The sequence below is a fragment of the Proteus faecis genome (assembly GCF_030286765.1).
Taxonomy (GTDB): domain Bacteria; phylum Pseudomonadota; class Gammaproteobacteria; order Enterobacterales; family Enterobacteriaceae; genus Proteus; species Proteus faecis.
Genome location: NZ_JASVWV010000010.1, coordinates 18,406 through 36,856, shown reverse-complemented (window position 1 = coordinate 36,856; position 18,451 = coordinate 18,406). Strand labels below are relative to the sequence as shown.

16 protein-coding genes are annotated in these 18,451 nt (G+C 38.4%); 14 read left to right on the top strand and 2 right to left on the bottom strand.

Annotated features, from left to right (window positions below; genetic code table 11):
* Nucleotides 1–65: 65 nt before the first annotated feature.
* From QSH13_RS13060 to QSH13_RS13005, 12 genes are all read left to right on the top strand, one after another.
* On the top strand, nt 66–1,388 hold the full coding sequence (locus QSH13_RS13060; RefSeq protein ID WP_109398255.1) for an MFS transporter: 1,323 nt from the start codon (nt 66–68) through the stop codon (nt 1,386–1,388).
* Nucleotides 1,389–1,858: 470 nt separating this feature from the next.
* On the top strand, nt 1,859–3,496 hold the full coding sequence (locus tag QSH13_RS13055; RefSeq protein ID WP_109407017.1) for an AMP-binding protein: 1,638 nt from the start codon (nt 1,859–1,861) through the stop codon (nt 3,494–3,496).
* 66 nt (nt 3,497–3,562) lie between these two features.
* Entirely contained in the window at nt 3,563–4,798 is a 1,236-nt protein-coding gene (locus QSH13_RS13050; RefSeq protein ID WP_109398253.1) for a CaiB/BaiF CoA transferase family protein, read from the top strand.
* Nucleotides 4,799–4,834: 36 nt separating this feature from the next.
* A complete protein-coding gene (locus tag QSH13_RS13045; RefSeq protein ID WP_286039250.1) occupies nt 4,835–5,662 on the top strand; it encodes an acyl-CoA dehydratase activase in 828 nt (275 codons plus the stop codon).
* Nucleotides 5,659–6,900 (top strand): 2-hydroxyacyl-CoA dehydratase subunit D, encoded by a 1,242-nt coding sequence (locus tag QSH13_RS13040; RefSeq protein WP_023582973.1) that lies wholly within the window; start codon nt 5,659–5,661, stop codon nt 6,898–6,900. Before QSH13_RS13045 ends, QSH13_RS13040 begins: the two co-directional genes overlap by 4 nt.
* Complete coding sequence (locus QSH13_RS13035) at nt 6,900–8,033, top strand: 2-hydroxyacyl-CoA dehydratase subunit D (protein ID WP_109398251.1); 1,134 nt, start codon at nt 6,900–6,902, stop codon at nt 8,031–8,033. The genes QSH13_RS13040 and QSH13_RS13035 overlap by 1 nt, the downstream gene beginning before the upstream one ends.
* Before the next feature lie 80 nt (nt 8,034–8,113).
* Nucleotides 8,114–9,433 (top strand): GntP family permease, encoded by a 1,320-nt coding sequence (locus QSH13_RS13030; RefSeq protein WP_109398250.1) that lies wholly within the window; start codon nt 8,114–8,116, stop codon nt 9,431–9,433.
* A gap of 95 nt (nt 9,434–9,528) precedes the next feature.
* On the top strand, nt 9,529–10,668 hold the full coding sequence (locus tag QSH13_RS13025; RefSeq protein WP_109398249.1) for an acyl-CoA dehydrogenase family protein: 1,140 nt from the start codon (nt 9,529–9,531) through the stop codon (nt 10,666–10,668).
* Between the two features lie 53 nt (nt 10,669–10,721).
* The gene (gene fixA, locus QSH13_RS13020; protein ID WP_109398248.1) at nt 10,722–11,498 is read left to right on the top strand and encodes a putative electron transfer flavoprotein FixA; all 777 of its coding nucleotides are present in this window, start codon (nt 10,722–10,724) and stop codon (nt 11,496–11,498) included.
* An 11-nt stretch (nt 11,499–11,509) separates the two neighbouring features.
* Entirely contained in the window at nt 11,510–12,451 is a 942-nt protein-coding gene (locus QSH13_RS13015; RefSeq protein WP_109398247.1) for an FAD-binding protein, read from the top strand.
* A gap of 63 nt (nt 12,452–12,514) precedes the next feature.
* Nucleotides 12,515–13,801, top strand: coding sequence for an FAD-dependent oxidoreductase (locus QSH13_RS13010; protein WP_286039249.1), 1,287 nt, complete (start codon nt 12,515–12,517; stop codon nt 13,799–13,801).
* Nucleotides 13,798–14,082 (top strand): ferredoxin family protein, encoded by a 285-nt coding sequence (locus QSH13_RS13005; RefSeq protein ID WP_060556296.1) that lies wholly within the window; start codon nt 13,798–13,800, stop codon nt 14,080–14,082. Before QSH13_RS13010 ends, QSH13_RS13005 begins: the two co-directional genes overlap by 4 nt.
* Nucleotides 14,083–14,155: 73 nt before the next feature.
* On the opposite strand, the gene QSH13_RS13000 is transcribed toward QSH13_RS13005, so the two are convergent.
* A complete protein-coding gene (locus tag QSH13_RS13000) occupies nt 14,156–15,121 on the bottom strand; it encodes a helix-turn-helix domain-containing protein (protein WP_109398244.1) in 966 nt (321 codons plus the stop codon).
* 937 nt (nt 15,122–16,058) lie between these two features.
* Between QSH13_RS13000 and QSH13_RS12995 the strand changes: the two genes are divergently transcribed.
* Nucleotides 16,059–16,913, top strand: coding sequence for a helix-turn-helix domain-containing protein (locus QSH13_RS12995; protein WP_109398243.1), 855 nt, complete (start codon nt 16,059–16,061; stop codon nt 16,911–16,913).
* On the opposite strand, the gene QSH13_RS12990 is transcribed toward QSH13_RS12995, so the two are convergent.
* Entirely contained in the window at nt 16,892–17,683 is a 792-nt protein-coding gene (locus QSH13_RS12990; protein WP_109398242.1) for a helix-turn-helix transcriptional regulator, read from the bottom strand. The genes QSH13_RS12995 and QSH13_RS12990 overlap by 22 nt on opposite strands.
* Nucleotides 17,684–18,124: 441 nt before the next feature.
* On the opposite strand from QSH13_RS12990, the gene QSH13_RS12985 reads away from it, so the two are divergent.
* The gene (locus tag QSH13_RS12985) at nt 18,125–18,406 is read left to right on the top strand and encodes a helix-turn-helix domain-containing protein (RefSeq protein WP_109398241.1); all 282 of its coding nucleotides are present in this window, start codon (nt 18,125–18,127) and stop codon (nt 18,404–18,406) included.
* The last annotated feature ends 45 nt before the right edge of the window (nt 18,407–18,451 follow it).

Below are 18,451 nucleotides of genomic sequence, written 5' to 3'. Positions count from 1 at the left end.
CCAGTGCTGCTCCGGCCTGGGAGCTTTTCTTTTTGTTTTATTTAGAAAAATACCAGGACGCAGTCATGCAACCCAGAAACTTTGATGATATTCGTTTTACCTCTGTACATCGTCGGGTGATGTTATGGGGGAGTGGTGGCCCTTTTCTTGATGGTTATGTATTAGTGATTATTGGTGTGGCGTTAGAGCAACTCACACCATTACTACAACTTGATGCTCGATGGATTGGTCTGCTTGGGGCTGCAACATTAGCAGGGCTTTTTATTGGTACATCCCTCTTTGGTTATATTTGTGACAAAGTCGGACGCCGTAAAATGTTCCTTGTGGATATTGTGGCTATTGCCATTATTTCTATCGCAACGATGTTTGTTTCAACGCCAGTGGGCTTGTTGATTATGCGATTTCTTATTGGGATTGTGATTGGTGCCGATTATCCTATTGCGACCTCAATGATCACTGAGTTTTCCAATAAAAAACAGCGTGCTTTTGCTGTCGGTTTTATTGCTGCGATGTGGTATATCGGAGCAACTTGTGCCAACTTAGTTGGTTATCTTCTATATGATATTGAAGATGGTTGGCGTTGGATGTTGGGCAGTGCCTTTATTCCTTGTGTTATTATTTTAATTGGTCGTTTTGATTTACCTGAATCTCCGCTTTGGTTAATACGCAAAGGGCGTATTAAAGAGTGTAATGAGATGATGATAAAACTCTTTGGTGAACCAGTGGTATTTGAAGCGGAAGATGCCAAAACAACACGTTTTATCGAGTTATTTAATAAACGTCACTTCTCTTTTGTTCTATTTGTTGCGGTGATTTGGACTTGCCAAGTTATCCCAATGTTTGCCATTTATACCTTTGGACCACAAATTGTCGGTTTATTAGGATGGGATGCAGGAAGAAGTGCGGCATTGGGTAATGTCGTGATCAGCTTGTTCTTTATGTTTGGGTGTATTCCCGCTATGTTCTGGCTAAACCAAACAGGTCGACGTCCATTATTGATTGGTAGTTTTGGCATGATGACATTGGCATTATTGGTGCTAGGTGTCTTTCCTGATCTACCTATCTTATTTGTTATCTTAGCGTTTGCGACTTACGCGTTCTTTTCTGGTGGCCCTGGAATTTTACAATGGCTCTATCCTAATGAATTGTTTCCGACAGATATTCGTGCGTCGGCAGTGGGCATTATTATGTCAATAAGCCGTATTGGTACAGTTATCTCAACGTGTGCTCTTCCTGCTTTTATTGCTACTTATGGTATTAACACCACGATGCTAGTGGGGGCTGCAATCTCTTTATTTGGTATGATGGTATCCGTGTTGTTTGCACCAGAAACCAAAGGGTTAACGCTTAATCAAACCTCAACCATGCCAATGCGACGAGGTAAATAATCGCTTTAATCCATGATTAATAAAATAAGTTAAGTGATTTAAATTATTTTTTATTTAGATGTTATCAAACTTAATCATTATTGTATTTGTCTTTAAATTATTTTTATTTAATTATGACATTAATTATTATTGATAAGATTTGTTTATATCTTAAAATTATCTGAGTATATTTATATTAAAAAGAGAGTGGTTTTGTTTTTCTATTTAAATAAAATCGCTCTCTTTTTTCTTTATTAATAATAACACCTTTATAACGCCTTAGTTTCAAATTTATCTCATTGTTATTAATTACTCTCCAATTACAAATTATATTTAACTCACCAAATCTAGAGCTCAATCACAAATCTCTCTCAGACTATTCAAATGACGAAAAACAGTTCGTTATTTACCAAGAATGAATAATTTCCCCTACCCAGAATAAGGTCATTACAGAAGTAAACACTAGCAAAGAAGCGGTTGAGTAGGTATTTATGACCTTATTAGAAACGACAGTTAAAGAATGTCTAAACAATGTAGTGAAGCAATATGCTTCACAAACAGCCTTAATTGAAAATCAAAGTAAAAAGACACTTTCTTGGCAACAATTACAACAAGAAGTGGAAAGCGTTGCTCGTGGATTTTTAGCGATTGGTTTAAAAAAAGGTGATCGTTTAGGTATTTGGTCTGCTAATAGTAAAGAATGGATAATCTGTTTCCTTGCCGCGGCTCAAATTGGTGTGCCCGTTGTTTGTATTAACTTTCATTTTAAAAAAAGAGAGTTATTAGATTTATGTCGATTAACAGGAATTAAAGCACTCTGTTTTTCTGATGGTTTTAAAAGTAATCATTTTGTTGAGGTGATTAATTGTCTTTCTAAAAAAGCATCAGAAAATAAAGATGTATTACCTCAATTATTTATTAGCATGGGAAATGAACATGCAGAAAAAAGTCTCTCTTTATCTCAATTAAAAGTAATTAGCCAACAAATATCAGATAAAGAATATCAACATGCGGTTGCTCAAGTTAGCGTAAAAGATTTACTGACTATTCAAATGACCTCAGGTAGTACTGCAATGCCTAAAGGGGTCATGTTAAGCCAATATAATGTCATTAATAATGCAATGCTGTCAGCACAGCGTTTAGGCGTTACACATGATGATGTGATTTGTCTTGCTGTTCCTCTGTTCCACTGCTTTGGGCTATCTTCTTGCCTCTTTTTTGCCTTAACAACGGGATGCCAATTAGTTCTGTTAGATAATTACTGTGCTGAAGATGTTTTAAAAGCCGTCCAAAACTATCGTTGCACGGTTATGCATGGTGTGCCGACAATTTTTAGTCGCTTAATGAAACATGAACAATTTTCTCACTATGATGTATCTAGCCTTAATAAAGGCATTATTGCCGGCGCGAGTTTTCCTCCCGCATTAATCGATGACATTGAAAATACCCTCGGTATGAAAGGGATCACTGTCTCTTATGGCCAAACAGAATCCTCACCTTGTTGTACACAAACATTACCTAACGATCCTTTAGCGATAAAACGTGGCTCCATAGGGCAACCCCTGCCTTTTGTTGAAATGAAAATTATCAATCCTAAGAGTGGAAAAACTTGTCCCGTTGGCACATTAGGGGAAATTTGCACGCGTGGTTTTCACGTCATGATGGGGTACGACAATACACCTGAAAAAACCAAAGAGGCATTAGATGAAGAGGGGTGGTTACATACGGGTGATATCGGTTATGTCGATGAACAAGGCAACTATCACTACGCCTATCGTATGAAAGAAATTGTGGTGCGCGGTGGCGAAAATATCAGCCTGTGTGAAATAGAAGAAGCCATTGCTGAATATGCGGGTGTTGATGCGACAAAAGCCTTTGGGATCCCATCTGCTGATTTAGGTGAAGAGGTGATTGCCACCATTTGTGTGCAAAAAGGCTACAGCATTGGTGAAAGTGAATTACGTGAATTTCTACAAGAGCGACTTGCTCGCTACAAAATCCCCAAAGAGCTCCATTTCTTTACAGAATTTCCTCATACCCCTTGCGGAAAAATTGATGTGCAAGCGCTGAAATCGCAACTGGGTTATCGCGTTTCAATCAAGGATGAAAAAAACAAAGTAGCGAGTTAAGTGACAACGGATTTATCCACATTCTGACAACAGCAGTATGAAGTCTAAAAATAATTAGGAGAAGAAATGACAAGTCATAAAGCACTGGAAGGCGTCACTGTAGTTGAGTTGGCGACCTTTATCGCAGTACCTGCAGCGGGACGTATTTTAGCTGATATGGGCGCGAATGTAATCAAAATCGAATCTCCAAGTGGCGATAACTTACGTTATACAGCACCAACAGAAGGTCGCCCATTAGATCAACATGAAAACACCAGTTTTGATTTAGAAAACGCTAATAAACGTGGGATTGTGTTAAATACGAAAACAGAAGCAGGGAAAAAAATCCTGTTTGAACTGTTAGAAAAAGCAGACATTTTCTTAACTAACTGGCGTCCTGGCGCGAGAGAACGTGCCGGTCTTGATTATGAAACACTGAAAAAACGTTTTCCCAAATTAGTGTATGCCAGCGTGACGGGTTATGGCGATGAAGGGCCAGACAAAGATTTACCCGGTTTTGACTACACCGCATTTTTTGCTCGTGGCGGTATTTTAGGTTCACTGTACCAAAAGGGCACAGTACCGATGAATGTGATCCCCGGTCTTGGTGATCACCAGTGTGCATTAGGTTTGGTTTCAGGTGTTTTAGCCGCTTATATTCGCGCTAAAAATATCGGCCAAGGCGAGTACGTTTCAACAAACTTGCTGCATACCTCTATTTACACCCAAGCGATTATGATCCAAGCGGCACAATACCCAGATTATGGTCAAGCTTATCCAATCGATCGTCGTACAACAACCAGTCCATTTATTTTGGCTTATAAAACGAAAGATGATCGTTTTATTCAAGTCTGTATGCCTGTTTACGATGCTTATTATCCAACCTTTATTTCGTGTATTGGTCGTCCAGATTTAGCGGAAGACGCTCGTTATACACGTCTACAGGAAGTAGCGAAAAATAATCGTTCCCCTGAATTATATGACCTGATTTGGCAACAAGTTGAGCAAAAAACGGCGTCAGAGTGGGCTGATATTTTCACCCAAAACGATATTCCATTCAGTATTGCGCAAACTTGGGAAGAGGTGTTGGAAGATAAACAAGCTTGGGCAATCAACACCTTTTACAACATGAAATACAAAAATGGCAGTGAAAAAGCCTTAGTTCGTCCACCGATTGATTTCTTAGAAAGTGGTTTACCTGAATACCGCCGTGGTCCTTTGTTGGGTGAAGACACTCCGTCTGTATTAGCTGAATTAGGGTATAGCGCAGAAGAAATTGCCAACCTTGAAGCCAATAAAGATGTGATGACGTGGAAAGAATAACCCACTTATTTTTTTAATTTTCAGGAGAGCAAAGGCATGCAACAAGACATTTTCACAATGGGCGTTGATATCGGATCGTCTGCATCAAAATGCATCATCATGAAAAATGGTGACGCAATTGTCGCTAAATCGCTGGCATTAGTGGGTGCAGGAACGTCTGGGCCTGAAAAAGCGATCGCTGAAGTATTGCGTCAATTTGGTGGCGATCTCAGTCAGATCAGCTGGATCTGCGCAACAGGATATGGCCGTAATTCTCTGAAAGAAGCCAACAAAGAAGTGAGTGAACTGAGCTGCCATGCAAAAGGCGCGCACTTTCTTTTTCCGGGCGTGAAAACGGTGATTGATATCGGCGGCCAAGACGTTAAAGCACTTCATATGGATGGTGCCGGTCGCTTATTAAACTTTGTGATGAATGACAAGTGCGCTGCGGGTACAGGACGCTTTTTAGATGTGATGTCGCGAGTATTAGAAACCAAGATTTCCGATCTCGCTCAAGAGGGCGCTAAGTCCACGAAAAAAGTCACGATTAGCTCAACCTGTACCGTGTTCTCTGAATCGGAAGTGATCTCCCATCTCGCGAATAACGAAACAATACCCGACGTGATTAATGGCATTCACCGCTCTGTGGCTAGTCGTATTGCCGGTCTTGCAAAACGAGTCGGCGTTGAAGCCCCTGTTGTTATGACAGGCGGTGTTGCCAGTAATTTTGAAGTTGTTCGTTATGTTAGCGAAGAGCTGAACGCCTCTATCGTCACCTCACCATTATCACAATACAACGGGGCGATAGGTGCCGCCATTTATGCCTTTGAAGCGTACCGCCATCAACTGGAAGACGATGCGTTAACAATAGGAACATCAAAATGAGCAATGTAGATATGAATGCGCCGGATTATATTCCTGCGAAAAAACGACTGCAAAAAATTGCCGCTGATGCATATCAGCGTGCGTGGGATGCAAAAAATAGCGGTGAAAAAATAGGGTGGTGTGCCTCTAACTTCCCTCAAGAAATCGCTGAAACATTAGGTTTATGTGTAGTTTACCCTGAAAACCAAGCAGCTGCGATTGCAGCGAAAGGTGCGGGTTTAAAAATGTGTGAGCATGCAGAAAGCATGGGATATTCCAACGATATCTGTGCTTATGCTCGTATCAGTCTCTCTTACATGGATATTAAACAGTGTGAAGAGATGGATATGCCACAGCCAGATTTCTTACTGTGCTGTAACAACATCTGTAACTGCATGATCAAATGGTATGAAAATATCGCTTATGAGCTGAATATCCCGATGATCCTGATCGATATTCCTTATAAAAATGACTATGACACCGATGATGTCACGGTGAAATACGTTCAAGCTCAATTTGATGATGCGATTAAACAACTTGAAAAAGTCACTGGCAAAGTGTTCTCCGAAGAGAAATTTAAACAAGTCTGTGAAATTTCACAACGTACAGGGCGTGCATGGTTAAAAGCGGCAGAATATTGCCAATATGAGCCCTCTCCAATGAATGGTTTTGATCTGTTTAATCACATGGCTGTTGCTGTTTGTGCGCGCGGCAAATTAGAAGCTGCACTGGCTTTTGAGCAACTGTGTGAAGAGATGGAACAGAATATCAAAGAGAAAAAATCAACTTATCGCGGTGAAGAAAAATACCGCGTTCTCTTTGAAGGTATTGCCTGCTGGCCTTACTTGCGTGCTACATCTACCCCGTTAAAAGAACAAGGTATTAACGTGACTGCCACTGTTTACGCCACCGCGTTTGGGGTGATTTATCAAAACAGTGACGAGATGATGCGTGCTTACTCTTACGTCCCTAATTGTGTTTCTGTTGAGCGTGCAGCTGATATGCGTATTGATGTGAGCCGTCAGAATAAAGTTGATGGTGCGATTATTCACGTTAACCGTAGTTGCAAGCTCTGGAGTGGCATTATGCCTGAAATTGAGCGCCGTATTCGTCATGAACTTAAGATCCCAACCGTGACTTTTGATGGCGACCAAGCAGATCCTCGAGTTTTCTCTGAAGCGCAGTATGTCACCCGTGTTGAAGCATTGACTGAAATTATGGCTGCTAACAAAGCAGAAATGAAAAAGGGAGACATCTAATGAAAACATTAACGGAATTGTTTGATGAATTGCAAGCCGTGGTGGATAACCCTGTTGCTCAATTAGATGATTTTATTCGTAGTGGTAAAAAGGTTGTTGGCTGTTTTCCTGAATATACCCCAAATGAAATTGTCTATGCGGCAGGTATGGTGCCTTTTGGTATTTGGGGCGCGGAAGGACGTGAGATCTCAGAAGCGAAGAAATATTTTCCTCCATTTTATTGCGCATTGGCACTTTCTTCACTTGAGATGGGATTAGATGGGGCATTAAATAAATTGTCTGCTGCCTTAATTCCTTCTCTTTGTGACACCTTAAAATGCTTAGGACAAAACTGGAAAGCCGGTGTGCCACACGTGCCCTTTATCCAATTGGTGCATCCACAAAATCGTAAAACCCCAGCAGGTATTGCTTTCTTAACCGAACAATACAAAAAAATTGCACTGCAATTAGGGGAAATTTCAGGTCAACCTGTGACAGATGAGGCACTAAAAAATGCCATTCATCTGTTTAATCAGCGTCGCGCTGCGTTACGCGAGTTTTCAGAGATGGCGGCGCTTCATCCTAACTTAATCACACCACAACGTCGTAATACCGTGATCAAAAGTGGTTATTTTATGGATGTTGTTGAACATACGAAAGTGGTTGAAACCATCGTTAGACAATGCAAAGCCTTATCTCCTGAACCGTGGAAAGGGCACAAAATTGTCGTGACAGGCATTATTGCCGATAGCCCTTCTATTTTACAAATCTTAGCGGATAACAAGATGGCCATTGTGGCTGATGAAGTGGCGCACGAATCTCGTCAGTTTCGCCAAGATATCCCTGAAAACAAAGCACCTTATGAAGCGATGGCTGAGCAAATTGCTCAGCTTGAAGGATGCTCACTTTTGTATGATCCAGAGAAAAAACGTGGTCGTTTAATTGCCGATATGGTGAAAAAAACGGGTGCTGATGGTGTCGTCTATTTACTAACGAAGTTCTGTGATCCTGAAGAGTTTGATGCCCCTATTGTGAAGAAATTCCTCGATAGAGAAGGCATTCCTTCCATCATTATCGAAATCGATCAGCAAACTAAAACATATGAACAGGCAAGAACGGCGCTGCAAACTTTTGCTGATGTGCTTTCTGCTTAACAACATTAATTAATAGTCACAAAAGACCTGCGTGATTGACGCAGGTCAATTGAACCCTAACACATATAAGTGGGGCAATCATGGGTATTATTTGTTTAATCATTGGGCTAGCGATATTAATGATCATGTGTATGAAAGGTATACATATCTTCATTTCTGTCTTTACCACCAGCCTATTTCTTGCTGTGACTGCATGGCTTGTATCACCAGATATGCTTAATCCTGTTGACGCACTATTACAAGTGTATACCGGCGGATTAGGTGGTTATTTTGGTAGCTTCTTCTTCATTTTCGTACTTGGTGCGATTTTTGGCAAATTAACCGCTATCAGTGGCGCTGCTGATAGTGTTGCCTCTTTTATTATTGGTAAATTTGGTGAAAGAGCCGTTATTCCTTCATTAGTTGCGGCTTGTGCCATTTTAGCCTACGGCGGTGTTTCTGTGTTTGTTGCACTGTTTACCGTTTATTCAATGATGGTGAGTTTATTCCGCAAAGCGAATCTTCCTCGCAGACTTATTCCGGCTGTCTACTTTGCAGGTGCGGGTACGTTTGTGATGATAATGCCGGGATCGCCTCAGATCCAAAACCTTATCCCAATGAAGTTCTTAGGTACATCAGCAACAGCCGGTTTAGTACCGGGGATGTTGACCGCATTGTTCCAAGTCACCTTAGTGATTATTTATCTCACTTGGTTATTTAAGCGTGTAAAAGCAAAAGGTGAAGGCTGGGTTGAAGACGAAAAAACAGCGAAAGCAGAAGAGGGTAAAAAAGATCGTCAATTACCAAATGTGATCGTTGCATTACTCCCTATGCTGATCTTGCTTGTCGTGCTGAATATCCTGAAATGGGATCCGGCTATTGCACTGTTCTGCGCCATTATTGCAGCCTTGATTGTGTACATACGCTATCTCGATTGGAAAAAACTTGTTCCTAATTTAGCCGCTGGGACGATGGAAGGGGTGACCTCCCTCTTTAACACGGCAGTGATTGTTGGATTTGGGGCGTTAGTCATGACGCTACCTGCGTTCAAAGAATCATTCCAAGCGATTGCGCAATCCGGTCTTAATCCCCTTGTCGTGACGGCGATTTCCGTTGGTGCTCTGGTATTTATCAGTGGCTCAGGCTCGGGTGCGTTAAGTATCGCCATGCCAATGATTGCTGCGATGTTCCCTGCCACCGTCGTTGATCAAGGTTCATTACACCGTGTCGCCACAATGGCATCTATGAGTACAACACCACCATTTAACGGATTGATTATTACGGTCTTTAGCGTCTGCGGTGTCAGTCATAAAGAGGGATACGGCCCTGTGGGGACATTAACCCTCGCTATCCCTTTATTAGCCATGATGTTTATGTTGCTGCTGTACACCTTTTTACCCGCATCTATAGCGACGATGTAGCAATAGCGTTAACCGATTAATGCGTGCGATAAGGCGACAAACGTGAAATCGCACGCCATAGAGATAACCATAAATATTCTCAGAGGAAAATAAACATGGATTTTCAGCTAACAGAAGAACAAGTCCTGATCCGCGATATGGTCAGAGAGTTTGTTGAAAACGAGATTAAACCAATTGCGGGTGCAATTGATAAAGAGCACCGTTTTCCAAGTGAAAGCGTCGCCCCTATGGCTGAATTAGGACTCTTTGGTTTCAATATTGATGAAGCTTATGGCGGTACAGAAGCCGATGCAATTAGCTATGTATTAGCCACAGAAGAGATGGCAAAAGTGAGCGCCTCTCACGCCATGATAATGGGATCACAATGTTCTTTAACCGGGCCAATTATTCAAAAATATGCTGATGAAGAGACTAAAGCCCGCATTTTACCGGGAGTGGTTTCTGGTGAAAAGTTAGGGTGCTTCTGTTTGTCAGAGCCTAGTGCAGGTTGTGATGCTGCGGCTCAAGAAACCACTGCCGTTCGCCAAGGTGATAACTATGTGATTAATGGCTCTAAATTGTGGATCACCGCAGCGCCTCAAGGTGCTTTCTTTATCGTATTTGCGATGACAGATAAAAGCAAAGGTGTAAAAGGGATCACCGCATTCTTAGTTGAGCGTGATAACCCAGGTATCAGCATCGGATTACCTGAAGACAAGATGGGAATGAACGGCTCAGAAACCTGCTCTGTAAGTTTCAGTGATTGTGTGGTTCCAGCTAGTGCGATGTTAGGCGAAGAAGGTAAAGGCTTTAATATCGCGATGGAAACCTTAGATGGTGGACGTTTAAGTTGTTCAGCGCTTGCACTGGGGATCGCGCAAAGTGCATTAGATGCCACGATTGCTTACACCAAAGAACGTATTCAATTTGGTAAACCTATTGCTGCTAATCAAGGGATCCAATGGGTATTAGTGGATATGGCAACTCGTGTTGATTGCGCACGTATGTTGGTTTATCGCGCAGCTGCCGCCAAAATGGCGGGGCTTCCTTATACTCGTGAATCTGCTCAAGCCAAACTCTATGCAGCAGAAGCCGCCACTTATGTGACTCAAAAAGCCGTTCAATTACATGGCGGTATGGGTTACACCAAATCCTATCCTGTTGAACGTTTGATGCGTGAAGCAAAACTTACTGAGATTTTTGAAGGCACAAGTGAAGTGCAACGCATGGTTATTGCTAAACATATTTTAGCGTAATGAGATTTGAGCTTATTAATTTGTTGCATTGTGCAAAACGGAGAATGTGAATTATGAAACTTATTGCCTGCTGTAAGGTTGTTCATGACGAACAAGACATCACAACACGGCCTGATCGTACACTCGCAACCGATAATGCGGGGTTAAAAATTAGTTTGTATGACTTAAATGCAATTGAAACCGCGGTAGAAATTGCGTCTACCCTTGGTGATAGCACTGTAACGGCATTAAGTGTGGGAACAGGTGCCATGGTTGAAAACGCGAAAATCAAAAAAGATATTTTATCGCGTGGCCCTGATGCATTAACACTGGTCGCTGATGATGCATGTCATGCGCTCTATTCGACGGATACCGCTAATATTATTGCGCAAGCCGCACAAAAAGTAGGTTTTGATTTATTAGTTTTTGGTGAAGGTTCTGGTGATTTATATGCACAACAAACAGGTTTAGCTGTTGGTGAATATTTAGGTTTACCTTGTGTGAATGCCGTAAACAAAATCACCGTTGAAGGCAACAAAATCATTGTTGAACGCGATTTAGAAAATATCACTGAAGAACTTGAACTTACATTACCCGCTGTTGTGTGTGTAACTTCGAGTATAAACACACCAAAACTCCCTTCAATGAAAGCCATTTTAGCGGCGAACAAAAAGCCAGTTGAAAAGTTAGGATTAGGCGATATTGGTGTTGATATTTCTGCTCTGACAGTTGTGCAAACACAAGTTTGTGTGCCAGAACAGTCTGAACGTCTTGGTATTATTTTAGAAGGTGATTCAGATGAAAACATTGCCACTTTTGCTGAATATTTACGCCAAGCGGTTAATCAATAAGGAGATTAAAAATGGCTAGTTTACTACCTACTACCTTTGTTTATGCCGAAAAAGCGGATGATTTAGCAAAACTGATTGCGTTTGCTCGTGGTCTTGGTGAAAAGGTTAATGTGCTGTTTATTGGTGATGATGAAAGCACGCGCGAGTGTGTCAGTTTAGGTGCTGATTGTGTTTATTGCTTTACTCCTCAAGACGGTGTGATTGCTGAAGATTATGCAGCCTCTTTTGCCGCAATTATTAAGGAGGCAGGTGAGAATACATTGGTTCTACTTGCTGCATCAAAACGTGCAAAAGTGATTGCAGCTCGTTTAGGTGTGACGTTAAAAGCGGGCGTTGTTAGTGATGCATTAAGTCTTGCGATTGAAAATAATAGTGTGATTGCTACACATCAAGTCTATGGCGGTTTAGCGCATGCGAAAGCAGAAATTCGCTCACCTTATGCTATTGCCACTGTGGGCAGTGCATTAGATGTAGAAGCCATCAAAGAAGCACCCAATGCACAAGTGGTGCAAAGTGCCTTTATCGCCCCCGCACATACATTAAAAGTATTAGCTCGTAAGCCTAAACAAGGCAGTACCGTTGATTTAGGTAAAGCGCATTGTGTTGTGGGCGTTGGACGCGGTTTTGGTAAGGCAGATGATCTTACATTAGCGTCAGCATTAGCGAAGGCGCTTCAAGGTGAAGTGGGTTGTTCTCGTCCAATTGCTGAAGGCGAAGGTTGGATGGAACATGATCGCTACATTGGTGTTTCAGGCGTGACTTTAGGTGCGGATGTGTATGTTGCTGTCGGTATTTCAGGACAAATTCAACATATGGTGGGGGTGGATAGAGCAAAAATCATTGTTGGTATCAACAAAGATAAAAATGCCCCAATTTTCAATATGGTGGATTACGGTATTGTTGGCGATCTCTATAAAGTGTTACCTGCATTAACCGCGAAGCTCGGCGGCTAATCACCGTAGGTCGCTTAGTGATAATTTGCTAAGCGACCACACATAATAAAAGGATAGGAATATATGTCAGACGATATTTTTGACGCCATTATTGTGGGTGGTGGACTTGCTGGTGGTACTGCTGCCTATGTATTAGCACAAGCAGGGTGTGATGTTTTAGTCGTAGAGCGAGGTAATTTCGCTGGCAGTAAAAATATGACTGGGGGACGTTTATACGCGCATAGTCTTGAAAAAATCATTCCCAACTTTGCCCAAGAAGCGCCAGTTGAACGCCTTGTGACGCGTGAAAAAATTTCCATGCTAACGGAAACTGATGGGGTCACTTTAGATTATCAACATACTCAGCAAGAAGAGGAAGCCACGCGTTCTTATACTGTATTACGTTCTTCATTTGACCAATGGTTAATGGAAAAAGCAGAAGACGCTGGCGCACAAGTGATCACCGGTGTTCGTGTGGATGAAGTGCTGGTGAAAGAGGGCAAGGTGTGCGGTGTAAAAGCGGGTGATGATGAAATTGAAGCCCATGTGGTTATCCTTGCTGATGGTGTTAACTCGTTATTAGCAAAACAGTTAGGAATGACACAAAAAGTTAATCCTCACACTGTGGCTGTAGGGGTTAAAGAGTTATTAGAATTCACACCACAACAAATGGAAGACCGATTTGGTTGTACTAATGATGAAGGTTTAGCTTGGCTTTTTGCCGGTGCTCCATCAGGTGGATATTTAGGTGGTGGATTCTTATATACCAACAAAAACACCGTTTCTTTAGGCCTTGTTTTGGGGCTACATAATGTCGATAAATTCGAAAAAACGGTTCCTCAATTATTAGAAGATTTTAAACAGCATCCTGTTGTTGCGCCACTTATCAAAGAGGGTAAATTATTAGAGTATTCAGCGCATATGGTGCCAGAAGGTGGCATGAATATGGTGTCTGAATTAGTCAAAGATGGCGTATTGGTTGCGGGAGATGCGGCTGGATTTTGCCTTAATGTTGGCTATACCGTAAGAGGGATGGATTTAGCGATTGCGTCAGGTGAGGCGGCTGCAAAAGCGGTATTAATGGCGAAAGAGCAAAACAGCTATAGTCAAAAAGAATTAAGTTGCTATCAATCTTTATTAAATGACAGCTTTGTTATGAAAGATATGAAGCTATACAAAGATTTACCATCTTTCCTTGATAACACCAGATTCTTCACCGATTATCCGCAAATGGCAGCTAACGTGATGCACGACTTATTCGTGATTAATGGCCCTGAAAAACCTGTTCGTAAGAAAATACTGTCTCAAGTTAAGAAAGTCGGTGTCATGAACTTAATTAAAGATGGATTTAAGGGAGTACGTTCTTTATGAGTCAAGTTAACGTAGACGTTAAATTAGGCGTCAATAAATTTAATGTGGACGAAGAAAACCCGCATATCGTCTTAAAGGATGATATTGATCCTGCACAATTTGAAATCTTAATGAAAGCTTGCCCCGCCGGGTTATATAAAAAAGATGAGAAAGGACAATACCTTTTTGATTATGCTGGGTGTTTAGAATGCGGTACTTGCCGTGTGTTATGTGGCGAGACGATTTTAAAAAAATGGGAATATCCGTGTGGCACATTAGGCATTGAATTTCGTTACGGCTGATGTGATAACGCTATCCTCCCCCTCTAGAATAACCTCCAAAATTTTCATTAGAGGGGGGCGATAATTAATTCATTTATCTTAAAGAATGTATTTTTCGATATTCTGATGGTGTCATAAAAAATTCGGATTTAAATTTTCGACTTAAATTGGAAATATCGCTAAATCCACATTCATAAGCTAATTGTGTAATGTTTTTTTCTGCCAAGAGAGGATTAACTAAAGCTGCTTTATAATTCTCAAGACGTTTTTGGTAGATCCAACGAACTACAGATGTATTTTGTTCTTTAAATAACATCTGTAAATAGCGCACGGAGATCCCACAGGCATTTGCGCATTCATTCACACTGAGATCAGGATCAGAAAGATGTTGCTCGAGATAGTGCTGAGCAAAATAAAACAGTGTTGATCTTCCTAAGCTTTGAGGTGGCGTTGCAATACTGTATTCACTGAAAGCTGACGTAATTAAATTTAATAAAATATCGGCAAGTTGTTGTGCATGTTGTTGTGGCATTGAATCTAAGAAGGGAATATAACGCATCACAAAGCTATACACTAATGAGCCAGTGATACTATTTCCTCGTATTGCTCTTGCGGTAAGATTTTGGGTATTTCCTAAACGTGGAGCCAGTTTTTCTCTTGGGATCAAAATTTTAAATAATGAGTAATCGTTATCAAAAGACCATGATACGGGTCTTGCCATATCAAAAATACAAAAGTCACCTTGTCGTAGAAATGCCGTCCTTCCATCTTGAGTAAGATGGCTTGTACCAGAGCGTTGTAGCTCTATTTGGAAATGCTCCTCAAGACTAAGTTTATTACTTAAAGGGGTGCTACTTGCCCAGTGACCATTAGACTCTAACTGAATAAAGCGAATATTCTTCACCTTCTGCTCGACAATATTGGCATAAAATCGAGAATGAGGAGGTAATTCGACTTCATTGCATTCATAAGACGATAAAAAGCGGTCTTTTATTGTATCCCTGAATACGGAAAACCGATCTACGTCAGGGAGCTCCCGAGTCGTAAACATGCTTTTCATAGTACGCCCACTTTTATTGAAAGTATTTTGTTGTGTAGCTACTTGTCGAGTATAAAAATGACTTAACCCAGACAGAAATAGAATAATTTTTTCGATAACTTTAATCTAAACATTAGAGTAGTACGTTTAAATAATTATTAATGAAGATATGTATTATCTTGCTTGTTAATAAATTGAATACAATGTATTTAAAATTTTTTAATTAATTTAAACTAAAGTCATGTAAATTATAAAGTTAATTTATAGCATTTTTTATGCTATCATTTCTACACTATTAATCCTAAGTTAATTTCCTATCTTTAGAGAGAGATCGCATAAATAGATTAAGAGTGATTCTTATTAATATCTCATTTATTTCATTCTTTTCAGAGTATGAGTTAATATGGATTTTATGTACTGAATATAATTGATTGTTAAAATATTTTATATTTTATGGTTAAAATATAATGAGTAATTAGGTTTAATTATATAATTATTGGTTTTTGATATTAATGCAGTGATATATTATATACAGATTTGTTTTTTTATCATAATTAAATGTTAATAGTGACGAGTTTTTTAAATTTTAATTTTTATTAACTATATTAGTTTATTAAATTACTTAATTTATAAAATAGTCTAGATAAACACAGCCCACTAAAATAGTGGGCTCCTATTTTCTACCTTTAGCGTAGAGTATTATCCACATACAGCATCACGTTGTTACCCCTAAGTTGTGTTTATCAATCAGCTCTTGGCTATCTGCTCCTGTTAGGTATCACTAGAACGGATTTTTTAGGAAAATCTTGAAATTTTAATGACTTTTTTATCACAATGACGGAATATATGTGAAGGATACTTCAATAAGTAATTTGTTTTATTTATTTTGCATGATAAAAATAATTATTGTGCTAATGTAATGAATATTACTATCTTATAGCTAGTATAAGGCTAAATTTTGAAAGAAAATATTTTGCAGACTATCCTAGATTGGATAGAAGAAAACTTAAATAGCCCTTTATCTCAAGATGATGTTATAAAAAAATCAGGATACAGTAAAAGGCATTTTCAAGATTTATTTTATAGTTGTACTGGCAATACGATTGCTAAGTATATCCTCGCGAGACGGTTATCGTTGTCTGCAACTTTATTACGATTAACAAATCTCTCTGTGTTAGAGATATCAATCACTTATCAATTTAATTCTCAACAGAATTTTTCAAGAGCTTTTAAAAGATACTTTAAAATAACACCAAGTGCTTACCGGAGCTGTGCATACTGGGATTTTACTGATTATATACCGCAACACAAATATTTAACTTTCCCTAACTTAATGAATAGTGAGAGCTTTGTTTGTCTGTTACCTTCTGAAAATGAGGAAAGTGTTTTTTATGTTGATATTCCTTTTGAGCTTAAGGCAAAAGTTGCTCGAACGGGATTAGGTTTTAAGAATAAAAATAAAATAGATAAATTAAAAAACTTAATAAAAAATAGTTCTGAAATTTATTTAAACGTATATTATAGATGTGAAAGAACCACCTCCACTAAGAACATTTTAGCTGTATATAATTTTTTTGAATTTACTAATAAACATGAAACCTTTGTTTCTACAAATGGTGATAGGTATTATAAATTTTCATTTTATGGTACATGGGATGAATATCTCATATTATCTAATGTTATTTATTTTAGAGAGCTACCAAAGTTAAAGGCTAAAAAAAGAGATAGCTATGATATTGAAGTTTTTAATATCAACGATATGAAAGATAAAAGTAATATTTGTTCATTAGATTATTTCGTTCCTGTAGTATGATTTTTTAGTAATTTTTTAGGTGTTGTATTGTAATATTCTTTAAATTTTTTTATAAAATATGAAGTTGTTTTATACCCTAATTTATTTGATATAGTATTGATATTTAAATTTGTTGTTGTTAATAAACTTATAGCATGTTCCATTCTTGTTTTTGTTAATATTTTAGTAAAGCTTGTTTTTTCAGCCTCGAGTTTTTTTCTTAAAGATGATGTTCCAATATATAGCCTTTTACTAATATCTTTTATTGTCCACTCATAACTTAAATCTTCACTAATGATATTGATGATTTTATTTGTATATGATGAGTTATACATCTCATAGATAAAACCCATCATATTTATTTCTAATCCACTCAATAAGCATGCTATTTTTAATATATATTCATGTTCTATTTTATCAGACGTGACAATTTCATTGTTAAATTTACTTTTTAATTTATTAAATAATAGAATATCTTCTGGTTGAGCCTTTTTTATTAAAATATTATTTTCAATGTTCTGCGCATTCTCTTTTAATCTAAGATGGTTAGAGGCAAGGTTTATTTTTAACGCATCTCTAAGAACATCACAAGATAAATAAAGTAAGGTTGGTTTATTTATATTAGAAAAATATACATCGAACTTTATATCTTTTGATATTAGAGCAATACTGTTTTTATTTATTGATTTTTTAAAATTATTTGTTTCTATTCGTATTTCGCTGTCTTTTGTTAGTAGCATAATGTAATTAGATAGGGTTAAGTTTTTTAAATGAAAATAGTAATCTTTCATGTAAATAGACTCACTTTAATCCAAATTAAATTAGTTAAATAGTAATGATAAATATTAATGATCAGTCTATGGTTTTATTTTTATAAATGAAATTACATTTATCGCAGGGTAGCAAATAGTGATATTTATTTATCTTTTAGTGTTATTTTTTGTGTAAAGCAGCGTGGTTAAAGACTAATTTTTTCAAGGTTACTTACATGAATGTGAGTATAACTTTGATTATAAGGATCTGTTTTAACATTTTTGGCGATTTAATTAAAAGTTGTGGCAATTTATCTTTTTTTCTGTGAGCTATTTTGTTGATAGATATCTTGTTTGTTATTTTGTGGTATTTATTTATTTGTTTGTTTGATTTGGGGCGTGAGGCTAGGTGATACACTGAACTTAAGTGAAATTGTATTTGTAGTATTTCTATCTTTATCCCTGAATTAGGTAATTAAGATGTATGGCTGGAATATTAATTATGTAATAGGAAACGAGGTTAAAGCTATAAGGAAGGCTAAAAAACTGACAGGGATTAATATGTCAAAGAAAATGAATATAAGTCAACAACATTATTCTCGCCTAGAACGAGGTGATGTTAAATGGAGTGTTTCTACACTAGTAGAAGTTTGCTTTATTTTAAATATTTCCATCCTTCATTTTATAAAAATATTAGACAGTAAAAAGAGAATAATTATTGATTGTAATTGTGAATATATTCATAAAGATAAAAAAATGTAAATGTAAGGAGAATGAAAAAGGAAAGAATATCGTTTTGTAACTAAT